At 66.1% G+C, this 18,758-nt stretch carries 13 protein-coding genes; 10 read left to right on the top strand and 3 right to left on the bottom strand.

What is annotated here, in order from left to right; genetic code table 11:
• Positions 1 to 164: 164 nt before the first annotated feature.
• Both IEV67_RS02690 and IEV67_RS02685 read left to right on the top strand, forming a co-directional pair.
• Positions 165 to 1,943 (top strand): ABC transporter transmembrane domain-containing protein, encoded by a 1,779-nt coding sequence (locus IEV67_RS02690; RefSeq protein WP_188434996.1) that lies wholly within the window; start codon positions 165 to 167, stop codon positions 1,941 to 1,943.
• A complete protein-coding gene (locus tag IEV67_RS02685; RefSeq protein WP_188434994.1) occupies positions 1,940 to 3,739 on the top strand; it encodes an ABC transporter ATP-binding protein in 1,800 nt (599 codons plus the stop codon). The genes IEV67_RS02690 and IEV67_RS02685 overlap by 4 nt, the downstream gene beginning before the upstream one ends.
• A gap of 43 nt (positions 3,740 to 3,782) precedes the next feature.
• Here IEV67_RS02685 and IEV67_RS02680 read toward each other — a convergent pair whose 3' ends face one another.
• From IEV67_RS02680 to IEV67_RS02670, 3 genes are read right to left on the bottom strand one after another with little or no spacing between them, the layout of a single operon-like run.
• Complete coding sequence (locus IEV67_RS02680; protein WP_188434993.1) at positions 3,783 to 4,574, bottom strand: SDR family NAD(P)-dependent oxidoreductase; 792 nt, start codon at positions 4,572 to 4,574, stop codon at positions 3,783 to 3,785.
• A 15-nt stretch (positions 4,575 to 4,589) separates the two neighbouring features.
• Positions 4,590 to 5,711 (bottom strand): DUF4185 domain-containing protein, encoded by a 1,122-nt coding sequence (locus IEV67_RS02675; RefSeq protein ID WP_188434991.1) that lies wholly within the window; start codon positions 5,709 to 5,711, stop codon positions 4,590 to 4,592.
• 6 nt (positions 5,712 to 5,717) lie between these two features.
• Positions 5,718 to 6,851, bottom strand: a complete 1,134-nt coding sequence (locus IEV67_RS02670; protein WP_188434990.1) for a glycoside hydrolase family 172 protein — start codon at positions 6,849 to 6,851, stop codon at positions 5,718 to 5,720.
• Between the two features lie 165 nt (positions 6,852 to 7,016).
• Between IEV67_RS02670 and IEV67_RS02665 the strand changes: the two genes are divergently transcribed.
• The 8 genes from IEV67_RS02665 to IEV67_RS02630 all read left to right on the top strand — a co-directional run bounded on the left by IEV67_RS02665 (position 7,017) and on the right by IEV67_RS02630 (position 18,657).
• Positions 7,017 to 8,000 (top strand): LacI family DNA-binding transcriptional regulator, encoded by a 984-nt coding sequence (locus IEV67_RS02665; RefSeq protein ID WP_188434988.1) that lies wholly within the window; start codon positions 7,017 to 7,019, stop codon positions 7,998 to 8,000.
• Between the two features lie 211 nt (positions 8,001 to 8,211).
• Positions 8,212 to 9,549 carry an ABC transporter substrate-binding protein gene (locus IEV67_RS02660; RefSeq protein WP_188434986.1) on the top strand — a complete coding sequence of 446 codons (1,338 nt, stop codon included), beginning with the start codon at positions 8,212 to 8,214 and terminating at the stop codon, positions 9,547 to 9,549.
• Positions 9,533 to 10,438 (top strand): carbohydrate ABC transporter permease, encoded by a 906-nt coding sequence (locus IEV67_RS02655; RefSeq protein WP_229702656.1) that lies wholly within the window; start codon positions 9,533 to 9,535, stop codon positions 10,436 to 10,438. The genes IEV67_RS02660 and IEV67_RS02655 overlap by 17 nt, the downstream gene beginning before the upstream one ends.
• Entirely contained in the window at positions 10,435 to 11,259 is an 825-nt protein-coding gene (locus tag IEV67_RS02650; protein WP_229702654.1) for a carbohydrate ABC transporter permease, read from the top strand. The genes IEV67_RS02655 and IEV67_RS02650 overlap by 4 nt, the downstream gene beginning before the upstream one ends.
• 4 nt (positions 11,260 to 11,263) lie before the next feature.
• Positions 11,264 to 12,937, top strand: coding sequence for a glycoside hydrolase family 183 protein (locus IEV67_RS02645; protein WP_188434983.1), 1,674 nt, complete (start codon positions 11,264 to 11,266; stop codon positions 12,935 to 12,937).
• Entirely contained in the window at positions 12,934 to 14,445 is a 1,512-nt protein-coding gene (locus IEV67_RS02640; RefSeq protein ID WP_188434982.1) for an FGGY-family carbohydrate kinase, read from the top strand. The genes IEV67_RS02645 and IEV67_RS02640 overlap by 4 nt, the downstream gene beginning before the upstream one ends.
• Positions 14,438 to 17,026, top strand: coding sequence for a GH116 family glycosyl-hydrolase (locus tag IEV67_RS02635; RefSeq protein ID WP_188434980.1), 2,589 nt, complete (start codon positions 14,438 to 14,440; stop codon positions 17,024 to 17,026). The genes IEV67_RS02640 and IEV67_RS02635 overlap by 8 nt, the downstream gene beginning before the upstream one ends.
• Complete coding sequence (locus tag IEV67_RS02630; protein WP_188434978.1) at positions 17,023 to 18,657, top strand: fucose isomerase; 1,635 nt, start codon at positions 17,023 to 17,025, stop codon at positions 18,655 to 18,657. The genes IEV67_RS02635 and IEV67_RS02630 overlap by 4 nt, the downstream gene beginning before the upstream one ends.
• The last annotated feature ends 101 nt before the right edge of the window (positions 18,658 to 18,758 follow it).

The raw sequence follows: 18,758 nt of genomic DNA, 5'->3' as shown, positions 1-18,758 counted from the left end.
CCATGCTGATATCGGTTTCATAGAAAATCCGATAGTGTGCTCGACATGCGCAAGTGACACAGAACGTCGAGTCCGCACCCGATCGAGGTGAAGGACCATGCCGTCGACGCCGAATCGGGTCGACGGCGACTCCCGTGTTCACTCAGCGAATTTAAGGAGCGCCCATGCGCGCCGTCCCCGAACCGTACACCGCGCCGCCGGCTGGGGTGACGCCCGGCGGCTTCCTACTCTGGATCACCCGGATGCAGTGGACCACCGTTGTGCAGGGAACTGTGTGCGACATCATCTGGCTGCTGGGACTCGCCCTCACGCCCTGGGCCATCGGACGCGCGATCGACGAAGGCCTCGTCGCCGGCGACTTTGCCGCATTCTTGCGCTGGCTCGCGGTCGTGATCTGGCTTCAGTTGCAGCATTCGCTGATTCAGGGTCTTCGTGACCGCGCCGGTTCGGTGAACTTCGAGCGCGCCTCGAGCCGGGTGAGTCAGGTGATCGCCCGTGCGTCGACCAGGGTGACGGTGGCAGCCGACCAGAAGCTGCCGGCGGGAGCGATGGTGACGGTGGCGTCGTCGGATTCCTGGGCGATCAGCTTCATTCCGATCAACGTCGGTTCCCTGATCTCTTCGCTGGTCGCGTTCATCACGGTGTCCGCGCTGCTGTTGCGTGATTCGCTGCTGCTCGGCCTGCTCGTCGTCGTCGGCGTACCGGCGTTCGCACTCGTGCAGTTCGCGCTCGTGAAGTCTCTGCACAAGCGGCAATGGATCGTCCGCAAAGCCTCGGAGCAGATGAACGCCGTCGCCGCCGACAGCGTCAAAGGAATGCGCGTGCTGCGCGGTATTGGCGGCGAGGAGCAGTTCCTGTCGCGCTTTCGCACGCATTCGTCGCAGTTGGGTAAAGCGGCGAAGAAGGCGTCCTGGCCGCTGGCGGCTGCCGAAGGCCTGAACGTGCTCATCGCCGGCATCCTGGTCGCCACGCTGACGTGGATCGGCGCCGGGCTGGTCGCTCAGGGCGACCTGCAAGTCGGCGAGCTCGTCTCCTTCTACGGCTACGCCGGCTTCATGATGATGCCGGTGGCGCTGTTCAACCAGGTGTTGCGAGTCGTGGTCTCCGGCTTCATCGGTGCACGCAAGGTCGTCGACGTGTTGGAGGTCGACCCGCTGTGGGCCCAGGACGGGGAGAGCCGAGCGTCGGATGCCGCAGCGGAGATGCCGGCGCTCGTAGACGAGCGGACCGGTGTGACCGTGCGGGATGGCGAGTTGCTCGCGGTGGTGATTCCGAACTCTTCCGAGGCGAGGGAATTCGTGGATCGGCTCGGACGAATGGACGTCGAAGGAAAGGACGCTGACGAGCCGGATGCCGTGGCGCCTGCCGTACGGTTGCATGGCGACAGCATCTGCCGACTGCCGATCGAGCAGGTCCGCAGCGCTGTCGTCGTCTCCGACCCCGTACCGTTCCTCTTCAGTGGAACGCTGCGCAGCGTGCTCGACCCGTGGGCTCAGCACGACGACGATGCACTGCTGCGAGCGGTGAGAAGCGTCGATGCGCTCGACGTCATCGAGTCGGTGGACGGTGGTCTGGGAGTGCTCGTCGGCGAGGGAGGCATCGAGTTCTCCGGCGGCCAGCGCCAGCGGCTCGGAGCAGCGCGAGCCCTGCTCTCCGAGCCCGAGGTTCTCGTGTTGCACGATCCCACTTCGTCCGTGGACGCCGCCACCGAGGAGCGAATGGCCGACGGCATCCGCTCACATCGCCGAGGGCGCACGACGATCATCGTCACCTCGAGCCCGCTCGTGTTGAGCGTCGCTGATCGAGTCGCACTCGTCATAGACGGCGAGGTGCGCGCCGACGGCACTCATGACGAACTGCTGAGAAGAGACGGCGCCTACGTCACCGCTGTGCTGCGAGCACAACCGGAACCTGCCGCTGACGAGAAGGAGGCGACACGATGAGTGATCCGACACTCCCGATCGCGAGCAGTCGCGACGTGTGGGCTGCGCTGTCGAATTTCTGGCGTGATCGGCGCGGCCGGTTCGTCCTGATCGCGGTGCTTTACGGGGCGGCGGCTGTGGCCGCTCTCGCACCGCCGAAGCTGTTCGGGGCACTCATCGATCGGTTGGATGCGGGAGCTGATGGTGGCGTCATCGCGTTGTTCTGCGGAGGGATGATCGTCAGTGTCGTAACGCAGGCGGCACTGCTGCTACTGGCGACGCGGACTGCACTCGTGCTCGGCGAGGACGTATTCCGCGGCGTACGCGACGAGTTCATGAGGAACGCGCTGCGGCTGCCGATCGGCCTGATCGAACGCGGTGGTACAGGTGAGCTCGTCACGCGGACCACGCAGGATGTCCGCTCGCTCGGCGGCACGGTGCGTGATGCGATACCTCAGACGCTCATCGCCGTGGTGACCGTCGTGCTCACCGTCGTCGCCGCTGCCTTGACCGCGCCTCTGATCGCGCCGGTGTACCTGCTCGCGCTGCCGCTGCTGGTGGTGGTGATGCGATGGTACGTGCGCCGGGCCCCCGCGGTTTACCACCGGCTGGGTGGCAGCTACGGCGCGATGTTCGCGTCGGTGCACGAGACATCGTCCGGCTCTCGCACCGTCGAGGCGCTGAGCCTTCAGGATGCGCGCAACCGATCGATAGATCAGACGATCGGCGCGCACTGGTCTGCGGCGGTCGGGCGTATCCGTCTGCGCCAGATGATGCTGCCGTGGTCGAACCTCTCGTTCGCGATTCCGGTGTTCGCCTCACTTGCGTGGGGCGGCTGGCTCGCGATCGATGGGCGGGTCTCGATCGGCGCCGTGGTCGCTGTCACCTTGTACGCATCCGCGCTGGTCGCTCCGATGGAGTCGCTCATCGAGTGCACGGATGAGCTGCAGCGCGGCTTCGTATCATTCGCCCGTGTTCTCGGCATCAGCCGTACGCCGCAGGAGCATGACCCAGTCCCCATCGCGCACCCCGCCGCGGCTACTGCCGTTGACCCTGCCGTTGGTCCTGCCTCGGGGGATGTCGAGCTGCATGATGTGCGCTTCGCCTATCGCGCGGGCCGGGAGGTGTTGCACGGGGTGTCGCTGCACATCGTTCCGGGCGAGCGTCTGGCTGTTGTCGGACCATCCGGAGCGGGAAAGTCGACTCTGGCGCGCCTGCTCGCGGGGCTGGACTCGCCGGCTGCCGGCCGCGTCTGTGTCGGAGGAGTCGACCTCGCCGAGCTCGACGTCGCGCATCGGCGCCGTGCCGTACTGCTCGTGACGCAGGAGAGCCACATCTTCGCGACGAGCATTCGCGACAACGTTCTTCTCGCGCGCCCAGATGCGAATGACATGCAGTTGTCAGCGGCGCTGACGACGGTCGGAGCACAGCGGTGGATCACCGCGCTGGAGGAAGGATGGCACACCATGGTCGGCAGAGGCGGTCATGTGCTCAGCGGCGCACAGGAGCAGCAGCTCGCCCTTGCGCGAGTCGTACTCGCCGACCCGCGCACGATCGTGCTGGACGAGGCGACATCGTCGATGGATCCGGGAGCCGCCCGCGAACTGGAGTCGGCGCTCGGTGCCGCGCTGGCCGGTCGCACTGTCATCGCCATCGCGCATCGGCTGTCCACTGCGCACGACGCGGATCGCATCGCCGTCGTCGACGCAGGGCGCCTGGTGGAACTCGGCACGCACGACGAACTCGTGTCAGCCGCCGGAGGCTACGCAGACCTCTGGAACGCGTGGAGTGATGACGGCGCCATGCGCGACCACTGATAGCGGCGCCATACCCGTTCTCGATTCGGTCACCGACCGAATCTCACCAGACCGTGTAGCCGCCGTCCGCGACGAGGTCGGTGCCGACGACGAAGCTCGAGGCGTCCGACGCGAGGAAGAGGATGACGGATGCCACCTCGTCCGGCGTACCCAGGCGGCCGATCGGCGTGCGCTCGCGCCACGTGACGCCCAACTCCGGCTCCCGCTCCAGGAGGGCCGCAGTCAGATCTGTCGCGATGTAACCGGGCGAGACCGAGTTCACGCGTACGCCGCGACTGGCCCACTCACCCGCGAGCGTGCGAGAGAGATGGGCGACGCCGGCCTTGGAGGCGTTGTAGCTGGATTGCTTCTGCGGGTAATTGCTGATGGCGCCGCTCATCGACGCGATGTTGACGATCGAACCGCGTCCGGCGTCGAGCATGAGACGCCCGAGTGCCTGCGAGACGTAGAAGACGCCGGACAGATTGATGTCCACGACCTGGCGCCAGTCTGCGGCGCTCATCTCCTCCGCGCTCGCCGAGCGAACGATACCGGCGGCGTTCAGCACGACGTCCGGAGCGCCGTGGCGCTCTGCGACGATGCGGGCGAACTCGGCGACAGCATCCGGATCCGTCACGTCGACGCGCACGAAGTCGAGCTCGACCTCACCGCTCACCGATTGCCAGCCATCCGCATCCGCCTGACCGACATCGCCGACCGTCATGTTCAGGTCGACGACGATGACCCGCGCGCCCTGATCGAGCAGCCGCCGGACGGTCGCGAGCCCGATGCCGCGGCCGCCGCCGGTGACGACGGCGAGCTTGCAGTCAAGATCTGGATAGGTTGCGTCGGTCATGTCGTCATCCTCGTCTCACTTGGCGGAATCTTCCAGCGTCATCTCGCGCAGCCCGAACCAGTACGAGGTGGTACCCGCCGGCGCGCATGGGCACACGTTCGACTGCACCCACATCGTCTTCTCGTCCTCTGAGACGAACTTCGAGGGGATCGTCGTGCCGTACCCGCCGATCTGCTCTGCATCCCATGGGTACTCCCCGAAGTCTTCCGTCAGGAACGGCTCCCACGGTCCCCATGGAGTCGGCGACTCGTAGAACTCGAATGTGAACTCCGTCCAGGACGTATAGACATAACGGTCGTGCTTCGGCAGATACGTCACGCCGCCCTGCGAGATGACGCTCAGATCATGCTGGCGTCGCTCGTCGATCAGCACCGGACGCTTCGAGGCGATGTCGCCGGTCCAGGTCGCCTCGGCATCGCCCGGTTCGCCGGCGTAGAACTGCCACGCCGCGGCATCCTGCACCGAGTCGACCGGCACTCGAGCAAGGAACAGCTCGGTGGGGTCTGGCACGACGTCCGAGAACGAGTCGCGCCAGTTGCCGTCGAGTCCGTAGGCGTACGCGTACTCGGGGTCGGGGGCGGATGCCGCGTCCTGACCGTAATCAGCGAACCAGATCGTCGTGAACACGCCGTCGTCGAACATCGGCGCGGCCGTGTCCCACTTCCAGGTCTGGCCGTGATCGTCGCTGTGCGCGATCGTTGCGGCGGGAGCGGCATTGAAATCCCGAGCCAGATCCTGCACAGCCAGGAAGATCGTGCCGTCCGTGCACAGCATGCCGGTCGGCTTGCGCGTGAACCCCTCGCCCGACCACACCTGGCCGAGCTCATCGCCGAGTGCGAGTCCTTCGCCTTCTAGATCGTCGGATGCCGGGGTGCCGGTGACCCGGTTCATTACGATGTCGCTGAACTCGTTTCCGAACCCCGCGCCGTCGCCGTTCGCCGTGTAGAGGGCGTCGTCGTCCGACCAACAGCTGGGCCAGAGGTCGCCATCGGAGACCCCGATCGCGGTGGGTGCATCCTCGATGACGGCCGAGAACGGCCCCGTGTCTCCGCCTGTTCCAGAACCGCCCGCTGTCGAGCAACCGGCGGTGAACATAATCGACGCAGTGAGCGCGACCATCGCGACGGTCCGGCGCATCGGCCGTCAGTCCCGCGGTGCGCGGGGAGGCGTCGCGCCGATGTCAGGGACCGGACCCGTCGCCAAGTGAACCTCCAGGTCGTCGGCGCTGGGCGTCCTCGGGCGGCGAGCGGTAGGCCGGTCGAGGTAGAACACGGCAGTGGAGGCGATGTCGTCACGCAGTGGCAGGTAACGCCATCCGCTGCGCCATCCGAGAGCCTGGATGTCGACCTTGGGGATGCCGGTGGTGAAGTGGATCGGATCGAGCAGGTGCCAGCGGTACATGCCGAAGCGCTGCTGGCTCACGTACAGGCCGTCGGGTTTGATCACCTGAGGCATGCCGAGGTAGGGGGTGGAGAACTCGGTGTAGCCCTTGCCTGGTATATCGAAGTTCCACGCACCGCCGAAGTAGTCCTCGGTGCCCGTGCCGGCGATCGTCGGATAGTCGGTGTCGTCGTCGAGGTAGAACTTGATCTCACCCTCGCCCCACCAGCCGTTGGAGTTCACGCCCCAGGCGATGTAGGTGCCGACGTACTGTCCCTGACCCTCGATGCCCTCGAGGATGACGTGGGGGGTCTTGTCCTCGAGCGGGTTCGACCGGCGCCACTGCGCGTGAAAATAGGCGTCGTTGGAGTAATCGCCGCCGATCTCGTACGTGACCTGGTAGTAGACGCGAACGTCAAGGTCAGAGGTGTTCTCGACCGTGAGGCGGGCGCTCTCGCGGAACGGCATCGGCCAGTAGGAGTTGAAACCACCGTGCGGGTTGGCGGCGATGGTCTGCGAGTTCACCTGTGCGAACACGCCCCAGCCGTTGCAGAAGAAGTCGCCGTACGGCACCTCGACGGCGGGCTCTTCCGCGCCGTCCCAGTAGGCGCGCAGCAGCAGTGTGCGCCAGTTGTCGGTATGGGTCGTGATCCAGATATGGGTGATCTTGCCCGCGCCCTGGATGTTCGCGAGGTCGAACGTCTCGCCCGCCTTGATGTCGACGCTCGGCGAGATCTTCCAGCCGGCGCCGAGATCGCGAGCGCATTCCGCGCCCGTGCCCTCAGTCGCCCGCCCGCCTCCGCCGACGGAACCATCGAAGTTCTCCGGCGAGATCGATCGGGTCTGAACCGGGCGCAGGGCCGCGATCGTTGCCAGATCGGAGGGTGCGAGAGTCATCTCTTCTTCACGTCCTTGTGTCTATGTGGGATGTGCAGCGGCGATGCCGGTGCAGCGAGATCGTCACCACTGTAATCGATTTCAGGCCTACGCGCCACAAAACGCCCTACGCGCGATACTGTTGCATCACGCCCGGTTCGGCCGGAGTATGCAGTGAGGGTGGGCATGACCACGATCTATGACGTCGCAGAGCTGGCCGGCGTGTCTCCGGCGACTGTCTCACGCGTTTTCAACGGTACGAGCGTCTCCGTCGAGAAGTCGAAGGCCGTGCGCGATGCTGCGAAGGAGTTGAAGTTCGTTCCGAGCCGCACAGCGCGCACGCTGCGCCGGCAGAGCTCCGAGGTGATCGGGCTGATCATCCCCGACATCGAGAACCCGTACTTCACCGAAATGGCGCGTGGAGTCGAAGATGTCGCGTCGGAGGCCGGCTACTCGGTGGTGCTGTGCAACACTGACGCGCAGGTCGACAAGGAATCGACGTATCTGCAGATCGCGATCTCCGAGAACATGTCGGGCGTGATCATCGCGACCGCCTCCGAGCAGTCTGATCTCGATCTGATTCTGGCGACCGGTCGGCCCGTGGTGGCCGTCGACCGCAGCACGACCTACGACGTCGACGGCGTGGTGATGGCCAATCGTGCTGCGGGAGCGTCGGCGACGAGGGCACTGATCGACGCCGGATATCAGCGAATCGCGTACATCGGCGGGCCGGAGCACATCGACACGGCTGCCGAGCGTGCGTCCGGCTGGCGAGCGTCGCTCGCTCACGCGCAGCCCGATGCCGACCTCGAAGCGCTGTTGCGCTTCGCGACCTTCCGCGTCGACGGCGGTCGCGCCGCGATGGAGGAGCTCCTCTCGATGCCGGAGCCGCCTGACGCCGTCGTCGCCGGCAACAACCTCATCGGTGTCGGTGCGATCCAGGTGCTCACCGAGCACGGGCTCACGCCTCCTAGGGTCGGTGTCGCCGTCATCGGTTCATTGCCGTTCACGACTCTCTCGCCCACGGCCGTCACGGTCGTTCGGTTGCCCGCACGTCACATGGGGGTCACGGCGGCGAAGATGCTGCTGGAGCGGATTGGCGGCGACGAGCAGCCCTCGCGCACGGTCGTACTGCGCAACGAACTGCGGGCGGCCAGCGTCCCGCGCTGACGAACGTCCGTAATCGGTTTCCATCCAGCGCGACAGTCCTCTGACCTTCGGCGGCTGCTTCCTCGTGACCGTCGCTCGCCAGTTGACGAAATCGATTTCATGCTCAATACTTGTGACGCAGGTCGACCGATGCCGTTCTCTGAACGCCGTTCGTTTCGTCCAGCCCGAGTCCATGCCCTCAGAGATGACGGCACATCGTCAAAGGATCCACATGTTCGCACAGCGCTCACGACAGGTTCGACGCGTGCTTCTTACGGGAGCCCTTGCTCTCATCACCGCCGGAACGCTCGCAGGTTGCAATTTCCTCACCCCGACCGCGTCGAATTCTGGCGGCGGATCGGAGAAGGTCTCGACCGAGGTTCCGGACGAAGAAGTGACGCTCAGGGTTGCCGACTGGGACAACAGCGAGTCGATGGAAATGGTCATCGAGGCCTTCGAGAAGCAATATCCGCAGGTGAACGTCGAGCACGAATACACCGAGGCATCCGACTATCAGAAGACCATCAAGCTCGTCATGCAGTCCGAGAACCCGCCGGACATCGTGCAGTACAACACGCCGGTGCGTGAGCTCGGTGCGGCGGGCCTGATCCTCGACCTCACACCCTACGAAGAGGCCTATGGCTGGGCGGATGTCATCCCCGGCTCGCTGCTTGACCAGACACGCTTCAGCGCCGACGGCAAGACCATGGGCGAAGGGTCACTGCTGGCGGCCCCGAGCACCGTGCCCCTCGTCGGAGTGTTCTACAACAAGGGTCTCACCGAGCCTGCGGGGGTGACCGAGGTGCCCGCTGATTTCGCGGACTTTGAAGACGCGCTCGCGAAGGTCAAGGCGAGCGGTTCGTTGCCCCTCCAGCTCGGGGCCCTCGACTTCGGCGGCATCCACAACTTCGCCGCGGTCCTCAACGCGCATTCGGATTCGGACGACCTGCGTTCCTGGCTCTTCGGCCAGAAGGGTGCAGACATCTCGTCGACCATCTCCGATGCCGCCGCGACCATGCAGGAGTGGGCTTCGGAGGGCTACTACCTTCCGTCAGCCAACGGCACCGGCGATGCGGATGCCGCTGCGAAGTTCGCCGCGGGCTCCAGCGCCTACCTCATCACGGGCTCCTGGAATGCCAATGCGTTCGAGGAGAGCCTGGGTGACGACGTCGGCTTCTTCCTCCTGCCCATGGACGAAGCCTCATGGCCGCAGGTCGCGACCGCCTCGGTGGCCGCCTTCTCGGTGTCGGCCAAGACCGAGCACCCCACGGCGGCCGTGGCGTTCCTCGACTTCCTCTACTCGAAGGAGGCTGCGCCCGGAGTGACGGTGACCGGCAATCTGTCCCTCAATCCCGAAGGCAACGATGGGCTGGAAGGCGTGAACGCCGACATCGCGGATGCATACGCGCGGCTCGCCGAAGCGGACGGCGCCGTGATTTTCCCGGATCAGTCTGCCCCTGCGCTGCTCGATGTGCTCACCGGCGGTCTGCAGCTGGTTCTCGCCGGAAACAGCACCCCGGAGGACTTCTCCGCCGACGTACAGAAGGCGTGGAGTGAGTATCACGAGTAACAGGAGGCGAAACAGTCGCTTTCGGCGCACGCAGCGGTCGGCGTACTTCTACGTGCTGCCGGCCGTCATCATCTTCACGCTGCTTATCGTCTTGCCCGGGCTGCACACGCTGTACCTCTCCTTTGTCAATTGGGATGGCTTGACTGCGGCGACATCGGCGGGCGTGGACAACTACCTAGCGCTGGTCCAGGATCCACTGCTGCTCGGCGCGCTGAAAAACGCACTGGTGCTGCTGTTCTTCTTCACTCTGCTGCCGATTCTGCTCGCGTTGCTCGTCACCGCGCTCATCGGACCGGGACCGCGCCCTGGGCTGACCGTGCTGAGAACCGTCTACTTCCTTCCTCAGGTCGTGCCGCTGGTCGCCGTCGGAATCATCTGGCGCTGGATGTACAACGCCGACGGAGTCGTCGACTCCACGCTGGGGTTCTTCGGGATCGCCGGGCCGGTCGAAGGCTGGCTCGGCAACTTCACCACTGCACTGCCTGCGATCGGGCTGGTCGGCACGTGGGCGCTCTACGGAGTGTGTCTAACGCTTTTTCTCACAGGAGTGCAGAAGATCGATTCCGGACTGTACGACGCGGTCACCGTCGATGGGGGAGGGCGGATCTGGCAGTTCTTCGCCGTCACGCTTCCGAGTCTGCGGCGCGAGATCGCGCTCGCGGCATCCATCACCGGCATCGCCGCATTGGCCACGTTCGACCTCATCTTCATCGCGACCAGGGGCGGGCCGGGGAATTCGACGACCGTCCCGGGTTTGCTGGTCTATCGACTGGCATTCACGACCGGTGAGATCGGCGCCGCTTCGGCGCTGGCGATCTGCCTCATGGTCATCACCGGACTGTACGTGGTTCTCGTGAACAAGATCGATCGAAGTGGAGCGGAATCGTGAGACGGCTCAGGCGCGCGCAGCCGATCAGCACGCTCTTCCTCGTGCTGATCGCCTTCGTTACCCTCGCCCCGCTGGGCGCTTTCGCCCTCGCGTCGCTTCAGCCGGCCGGGTCGCTCGTCAGCGGTGTGCAGTGGCCCGAAGTCCCGCATTGGGAGAACTTCGCGCGGGCGTGGACGGACGCGAACTTCGCGCTCCTCATCCGCAACAGCTTCCTGATCCTGCTATGCGTTGTTCCGGCTACACTGCTCATCTCGATCCTCGCCGGCTTCGCATTCGGGACGATGACCTTCCGAGGACGCAGCGCACTCTACCTGTATCTCATCCTCGGACTCACCGTGCCCGTCGAGATGATCATCATCCCGCTCTACTTCGACTTTCAGTCGCTGGGTCTCATCGGATCGTATTGGCCGATCATCCTCAGCGAGATCGGGCTGTTCATCCCGTTCGGTGTGTTCTGGATGACGGCGTACTTCCGGAGCGTTCCGCGAGCACTGATCGAAGCCGCGCAGATCGACGGCGCCACAGATTGGAAGATCCTCTGGCGAGTGCTGGTTCCGGGTGCCAGACCGGCACTGACGACCCTCGGAGTCCTGACGTTCATCTGGAGTTGGAACCAGTTCCTGCTCATCCTGGTGCTTATACAGAACTCCGAGATGCGCACTGCGCCGGCCGGACTCGGCTACTTCGTCGGTGAGCACTCGATCGACGTGCCCAGTCTCGCGGCGGCGACCTTCATCGTGATGGCTCCGCCACTGATCGTCTACTTGATCTTCCAGCGTCAGTTCATCACCGGCACACTGGCGGGCGCGCTCAAGGGCTGATCTCATGACAGAAGGAAACAAGATGATCCCCGATCCGGCCGCTCGTGCGGGCTTCGCCACTGTCGAGGTCGAGTACGGCGAATCCGTCGGCAGCGACAGCGACGGCGATCTCTGGCCCTCGGCGTGGGCGGACGACGGCCACCTGTACACGGCCAATGGTGACGGTGCCGGGTTCTCGGACGGCGCGTTCGGTGACGTCGTCGTGAACAGGGTGGAGGGCACGCCTGCGGAAGGGATCACCGGAGAGCGACTGGCGGCCGAGCGTGCGGTAAGCCCGGTGTGGGGAGATCCGGCTGTCTACAACAGCAAACCGACCGGCATGCTGGCGGTCGACGGCAACGGCGACGGCCGCGACGAGCTCTACCTCGCCGTGCAGGATCTCGCGTACGGAGACGCCCGCGGCGCCTTCGACCACGTCCCATCCGCGAGCATCGTCCGCTCCGACGATCACGGGTGCACCTGGATCGCGACCGCGCAGCCCATGTTCACGGACTACGCGTTCACCACGATCATGTTCCTCGACTTCGGCCAGAGCAACAGCGGGTCAGCGGTCCTCGGATCCGACGGCGCCCGGTACGCCTACGCCTACGGTCTCGACGGCAACTGGCGCACGTCGTACAGCCGGGTCGTGCCCGACCCGACGGAGTTGTTCCTCGCACGGGTGCCGATCGACGCCATCCAGGACATCGGCCGGTGGCAGTACTTCGCTGGCCTCGACGCCGACGGCGTACCCGTGTGGGATGCCGGCCAGGACTCGAGGGTGCCCGTCCTCACCGACACGAGGCGGTTGTACGACGAGAACACCGAGATGGGCGCGGGCGGCCATTCCGTTCTGGGGCAGGGCGGTGTCGTCTATAACGCACCGCTGAAGCGCTACTTCTACACGTCGTGGACGGAGTTCACGTTCCAGTTCTACTCGTCGCCTCAGCCGTGGGGGCCGTGGGAGCTGTTCCATGAGCAGGACTTCGGACCCTACCCATGGGACGGCCCCCTGAGCCCGCATGCCAAGCACGGCGGCTACGCTACGACCATGCCGTCGAAGTTCATCAGCGACGACGGTCTCGAGATGTGGATCCAGAGCAACTGGTTCGTCGGCTCGGACTCGTACACGGGGACGACCTACCGGTTCTCGCTGCGCCGGATGACGCTCACACCCTACCGGTCCGGCCGGCCCATCAATGTCGCGGACGCGAGCAGGAATCTCGCCGACCCCTCCACCGGCGTCGTACCGGTCGTCTCGGCTGCGCGACGCGGCCGGGTGGAGATTCTCAACGACGGCGACACCAGTCGCAGCGAGGAGAGCTGGAACGGGCTGGTGCGAGCGGCCGACGTCTGGGGATACACCTGGCCGCGGGCCATGCGGATGGACACTGTCGTTCTCACCTCCGGTCCGCGTGATTACACCGGCGGCTGGTTTACCGAGGGGCCGAGGGTGGAGGTTCGCATCGACGGCCAATGGTTCGATGCGCCCGGCTGCAGTATCGTTCCGGCGTACCCGTGCGACCCGAGCGCCACCGGCTTCTGCGAGTTCCGCTTCGAGTTCCCGGCCGTCGACGCCGACGGCATCCGCATCGCCGGCCCGGCCGGCGGCGGGCGGCACTGCACGTCGATCTCGGAGCTCGCCGTGCACTTCACAGGACGAGCCGACCGGCCAGCCGGGGCAGGAGCAGATCGATGACGAATGACGCCGCAAAGTACACACTCGGAGTCGACGTAGGAACGTCGAGCACGAAGGGCGTACTGGTAGCAAAGGATGGCAGGATCCTGGCATCCGCAACACGTGCCCACGAGGTCGACCGTCCCCACACCGGATGGGTCGAGATGGATGCGCACATCTGGTGGGACGAGTTCGTGAGTATTGCGAATGAGCTGACCACGGCGCATCCAAATGCGGAGATCACCGCCGTCGGCGTGAGCGGGATGGGCCCGTGCGTGCTGCTCGCCGACGCCGATGACGAGCCCGTGCGACCCGCGATCCTCTACGGCGTCGACACGCGCTCCGGTGCCCAGATCGCGCGCATGACGGACGAACTCGGCATCGACGAGATCACCCGCGTCGGCGGATCGACCCTGACCTCTCAGGCGGGCGGCGCGAAGATCGCCTGGATCTCCGACGAGGAACCGGATGCGTGGACCGACGCCCGGCGCTTCTTCATGCCGGCATCCTGGCTCGCCCGCAAGCTCACCAGCGCCTATGTGCTCGACCACCAGTCCGCGAGTCAGACGTCTCCGCTCTACGACATCGAGAACGAGACCTGGTACGACCCGTGGTGGCAGCGGTACGCCGGCACGATCGCGCAGCCGCGACTCACCTGGGCGGGCGACATCGCGGGTGAGGTGACAGCCGCGGCATCAGCTCTCACCGGCATCCCGGCGGGCACACCGGTCATCACCGGGACGATCGATGCGTGGACTGAGGCGGTCAGCGTCGGCGCCCACGAGGTCGGCGATCTCATGCTCATGTACGGCACGACGATGTTTCTCGTCGCGACCGGCGCGGAGACGCTGCGCACGCCGTCGATGTGGACCACGGCCGGGGCGTTCCCCGGCACGCGCAACCTCGCAGGCGGACTCTCCACCTCCGGCGCACTCACCGCGTGGCTCAAAGACCTCACCGGATCCGACTATCCGGAACTCCTCGCTGAGGCCGAAGCCTCGGGCGCGGGCGCCAGAGGCCTGCTGATCCTGCCGTACTTCGCAGGGGAGCGTACGCCCATTCAGGACCCCGACGCCCGCGGCATCGTCGCGGGGCTCACGCTCGAGCACGGCAGAGGCGATCTGTACCGCGCCGCACTCGAGGCGACCGCGCTGGGGGTGCGCCACAACGTCGAGACCATGCGGGCTGCGGGTGCCGACATCCGCCGCATCGTCGCGGTCGGCGGCGGAACGCAGGGGCAGCTCTGGCTTCAGGTCATCTCGGATGTGACCGGCCTCGTGCAGGAGGTGCCGGCGACCACGATCGGCGCCAGCTACGGTGCCGCATTCCTCGCTGCATCCGCCATCGCCGCCGACGGTGCGGCACCCGCGATCGCCGATTGGAACCCGATCACGCAGACCATCACGCCGAACCCCGACCTCCGCAGTTTCTACGACACGCTCTTCGATCGCTACGTGCGGCTGTATGAAGGCACGAAAGACGTCGCCCACGAACTTGCGGCAGAACAACGAGGAGCGTCCCATGCGTGAGCGGCGACATGGCGACGACCCACGTCGCGCGCGCGGCATCCCGCACACCTCCCAGGCGACCGCCTTTCCGCTCGGCGGCATCGGCACCGGGAACGTGTCGATCGGTGCGCGAGGCGAGCTGCGCGATTGGGAGTTCGAGAACCTGCCGGACAAGGGCAGGCGCAACCCGCACTCGTTCTTCGCGATCCATGCCGCTCCGCAAGATGGGCCGGCGGTGACACGAGTGCTCGAGGCGCGGCTCGAGGGTCGCCACGACGCGGATGCCGGATACGCCTTCGACCAGCTCGCCGGGCTCCCGCGGCTGGATTCCGCGACGCTGCACGGCGAATATCCCGTCGTCGATGTCGACTTCACCGATGAGGTGCTGCCGGTCGATGTGACGCTGCACGCCTTCACGCCGTTCGTTCCGCTGGATTCCGACGCATCCGGAATCCCCGCCGCGGTGCTGCGCTACCGCGTCACGAATCCCGGTACGACCCCGGCCGCCGTCACGGTCGTCGGCAGCATGTCGCACACCGCCGGCCGCGCGAAGCCGGGCACAAATGCGCCGTGGGGCATGCGCGGTACTCAATCCGTGCAGTGGCGAGACGACGGAGCCGTCCGGGGACTCGATTTCAGCATCGACCTGCCGAACGTCGACCCCGGTTATGGAACGCTGAGTCTCACGACGACGGATGCCGCGACCACCGTGAAACCGCAATGGGTCACGAGCTACTGGCCCGATGGGGCACGCCTGTTCTGGAACGATCTCACCGACGACGGGATGCTCGCACCTGAGCCCCGACTGACGCTCGAAGATCGTCCGCGCGGCCTGTTCGCCGAGCTCGATGATGCGGCCGATGGCACCTTCACCGAAGAGCAGATGATGGCGCGGCTCCCACGCATCCGCACCGGATCCCTCGGCATCGTGCACACCATCGCGCCGGGCGAGAGCGTCGACTTCGAGTTCGTGCTGTCGTGGAGTTTCCCGAACCGATCGCGTGGCTGGCATGGCCACATCGTCGCCGCTGATGCGGAGGCCTCCGGCGTCGTCAAGAACCGCTACGCGACGCTCTGGCCGGACGCCTGGTCGGCCGCTGCGCACCTGCACGCGAATCTTCCTGCACTCGAAGAGAGCACCGAAGCGTTCGTCGACGCGCTGTACGGCGGCAGCCTCGACCCCGCGCTCACCGATGCCATCGGCGCGAACATCGCCGCGATCCGCTCGACGACCGCCTTCGTGCTGGAATCGCCCAACCCCGATCTCGGCGACGGCCCGGTCTTCGCCGCCTGGGAGGGGTCGTTCGATCACTCTGGGTCGTGCGAGGGGACCTGCACGCACGTGTGGTCGTACGCGCAGACGCTCGCATGGCTGTTCCCTGCGCTCGAGCGCAGCGCACGCCGGGCCGAGTATCTGCTCGAGACCGATGACTCCGGTGCACAGAAGTTCCGCGGCAATCGCATCTTCGGCGGACCGTCATGGTTCATGGGGCCGGCGGTGGACGGCCAGCTGGGCACGCTCCTGCGCCTGCATCGCGAATGGCGCTTCAGCGGCGACGACGACTTCCTCACCGAACTTTGGCCCGCGGCATCCCGCTCGCTCGACTATGCCGCTAGCGAGTGGGATCGCGACGGCGACGGCCTGCTCGACGGCGAGCTGCACAACACCTACGACATCGAGTTCCACGGCATCGAGCCGCTGGCGAACGGCGTCTACCTTGCCGCTCTACGAGCTGGAGCGCGCATGGCGTCTCACCTCGGCGAGAGCGAGAAAGCACAGTCGTGGGCGGCCGAGGCCGACCGTGTCGCGGCGGCCATGGACGCCGTGCTGTGGAACGGCGAGTACTACCGGCAGGTCATAGATGATCCAGACAGCCACCGCTATCAGTACGGCGACGGCGTGCTCTCGGATCAGCTGCTCGGACAGTTCCACGCCTTCGTCGGCGGGCTCGGGTACATCCTGCCCAAGGAGCATGTCGACTCCGCGCTCGCAGCCATCGTCGGCCACAACCATCGTTCCGATCTCTCCGCGCACGAGAGCACCCAGCGCGTCTACGCACTGAACGACGAGGGTGGCCTGCTGCTCGCGTCGTGGCCGAACGGCGGCCGGCCGGCCATTCCGTTCGTCTACTCGGACGAGGTCTGGACCGGGATCGAGCATCAGGTCGCAGCCTCGCTGCTGTTCGCCGATCGTCTCGACGACGCCTTGCTCGTCGAACGTGCGCTGCGGGCACGCTATGACGGCGCACATCGAAACCCCTGGAACGAGATCGAGTGCGGCAACCACTACGCGCGCTCCCTCGCATCGTGGGCGCTGCTGCTCGGCGCGAGCGGAGCGCAGTGGGATGCGCCGGCGCGCACTCTCGCCTTCGCCCCGGCCGGCGACGTGAACGAACCGTTGCGCAGCCTGTTCACGACGGGCTCGGGCTGGGGGAGAGTCGAGATCGATTCATCCGGACTCACCCTGCGCCTCGACGGCGGAACCCTCGACATCGACGAACTGCTGCTTCGCGGCGAGAGCATCGCCCGCAGCATCCGACTCGTCGCCGGTGAATCTCACACCGCGCGACTTCCACAGACCCCAACCCCGGAGGAATCATGAGCACCTACACCCTTCCCGCCGCGGCATCCCGCCCGGCATCCGCCCCGAAGACCGCATACCTGATCACCTCCGGTGACCTGCGTGAGGCCGCCAACACTGGCGGATGGGCGACGCAGGCCGCGCTCGAGGTCAGCGTCACCGGCGTCTTCAACGAGCTCGGCTGGAACGTCATCCGCGCATTCGACGTCGATCCGGAGACCGGCCACGGCTACATCTCGAGCCAGCGCATGGGCATGGAGGTCTTCAAGAACATCCCGACCGACGCCCCGCTGATCGTCGCGATCGCCAACTGGCAGTACTCGCACCACGTGCTCGCGGGGCTCCGCACGCACGAGGGCCCGATCCTCACGACCGCGAACTTCGCACCGGACTGGCCGGGGCTGGTCGGCCTGCTGGGCCTGAACGCCGGACTCACGAAGATGGGCAAGCCCTACTCGTCGACCTGGTCGGTCGACTTCTCCGACGACTGGTTCAAGGCGACCATCCAGGAGTGGATCGAGACCGGCACGATCACCCACGACTACTCGCACGTGCGCGAACTGCCGGCCCTGCCTGACAGCCCAGAGAAGCAGCTCGGTGAGGCGCTCGCAGCGCAACTGCGCGACGAGAAGGCCATCATCGGCGTCTTCGACGAGGGCTGCATGGGCATGTACAACGCCATCTTCGACGACGAACTGCTCAACCAGACCGGCATCTACAAGGAGCGGCTGTCGCAGTCGGCGTTGTACGCCGAGATGCTTCAGGTGCGGGAGGACGAGGCGGATGCCGCCTACGACTGGCTCATCGACCACGGCATGACCTTCCGCTACGGCGAGGACGGCACCACTGAGCTCACCCGCGAGCAGGTGCAGTGGCAGATGAAGATGTACATCGCCGCCCTGCGCATCGCCGACGACTTCGGTCTGGATGCTGTCGGCATCCAGTACCAGCAGGGTCTCAAGGACCTCGTCCCCGCATCCGACCTCGCTGAAGGCATCCTGAACTCCACCGAGCGCCCTCCGGTGACCTCGCGCGACGGGTCGCGGGTGCTGCACGAAGGCCGCGCCTTCCCGCACTTCAACGAGGCCGACGAGGGCGTCGCGGTCGACGCGCTGGTGACCGATCGCGTGTGGCGGGCCATGGGTCTCGTGCCGGACAACACGCTGCACGACGTGCGTTGGGGCGAGGAGTACGACGGCCAGTTCGTCTGGGCGTACGAGATCTCCGGCTCGGTGCCGGCCTCGCACCTCGGCGGCTGGGACAAGGCGGAGGGATGGCGTCAGGGTCACGTCTTCTTCCCGGCCGGCGGCGCCACCCTCAACGGTGTCTCCAAGCCCGGTGAGATCGTGCTCTCGCGCGTGTTCATCGCCGACGGCATCCTTCAGGCCGACATCTTCCGCGCATCAGTCGTCGAGTTGCCGGCTGCGGAGACCGAGCGCCGCAAGGCGGCGACGAACGAGGAATGGCCGCTCGCGCACGTCGTGCTGCACGGCGTCTCGCGCGACCAGTTCATGGCACGCCACAAGGCGAACCACGCGCAGCTCGTCTATGCTCCGGATGCCGAGACCGCCGACAAGGCGCTCATCGCGAAGGCGGCGATGTTCGACGGCATGGGCATCAAGGTGAACCTGATCGGCGACGTCGCGGTCTGACCGCCGCGCGGCCAGGTGTGAAACATCGCTTCCGGCGTGAGACACCAAGCAACCCGTGGTGTCTCACGCCGGAAGTAGTTTCTCGCCGAGGGCGGCGGGAT

Source organism: Microbacterium murale, from assembly GCF_014635185.1.
GTDB classification, from domain to species: Bacteria; Actinomycetota; Actinomycetes; order Actinomycetales; family Microbacteriaceae; genus Microbacterium; species Microbacterium murale.
The sequence above is the reverse complement of the archived record's forward strand: the minus strand, read 5'-3'. Positions and strand labels throughout refer to the sequence as shown.

Coding starts and splice junctions, on each gene's coding strand:
- IEV67_RS02640 (WP_188434982.1), top strand. CDS start 12,934: ATGACGAATGACGCCGCAAAGTACACACTCGGAGTCGACGTAGGAACG.
- IEV67_RS02680 (WP_188434993.1), bottom strand. CDS start 4,574: ATGACCGACGCAACCTATCCAGATCTTGACTGCAAGCTCGCCGTCGTC.
- IEV67_RS02685 (WP_188434994.1), top strand. CDS start 1,940: ATGAGTGATCCGACACTCCCGATCGCGAGCAGTCGCGACGTGTGGGCT.
- IEV67_RS02665 (WP_188434988.1), top strand. CDS start 7,017: ATGACCACGATCTATGACGTCGCAGAGCTGGCCGGCGTGTCTCCGGCG.
- IEV67_RS02630 (WP_188434978.1), top strand. CDS start 17,023: ATGAGCACCTACACCCTTCCCGCCGCGGCATCCCGCCCGGCATCCGCC.
- IEV67_RS02675 (WP_188434991.1), bottom strand. CDS start 5,711: ATGCGCCGGACCGTCGCGATGGTCGCGCTCACTGCGTCGATTATGTTC.
- IEV67_RS02635 (WP_188434980.1), top strand. CDS start 14,438: ATGCGTGAGCGGCGACATGGCGACGACCCACGTCGCGCGCGCGGCATC.
- IEV67_RS02690 (WP_188434996.1), top strand. CDS start 165: ATGCGCGCCGTCCCCGAACCGTACACCGCGCCGCCGGCTGGGGTGACG.
- IEV67_RS02670 (WP_188434990.1), bottom strand. CDS start 6,851: ATGACTCTCGCACCCTCCGATCTGGCAACGATCGCGGCCCTGCGCCCG.
- IEV67_RS02660 (WP_188434986.1), top strand. CDS start 8,212: ATGTTCGCACAGCGCTCACGACAGGTTCGACGCGTGCTTCTTACGGGA.
- IEV67_RS02645 (WP_188434983.1), top strand. CDS start 11,264: ATGACAGAAGGAAACAAGATGATCCCCGATCCGGCCGCTCGTGCGGGC.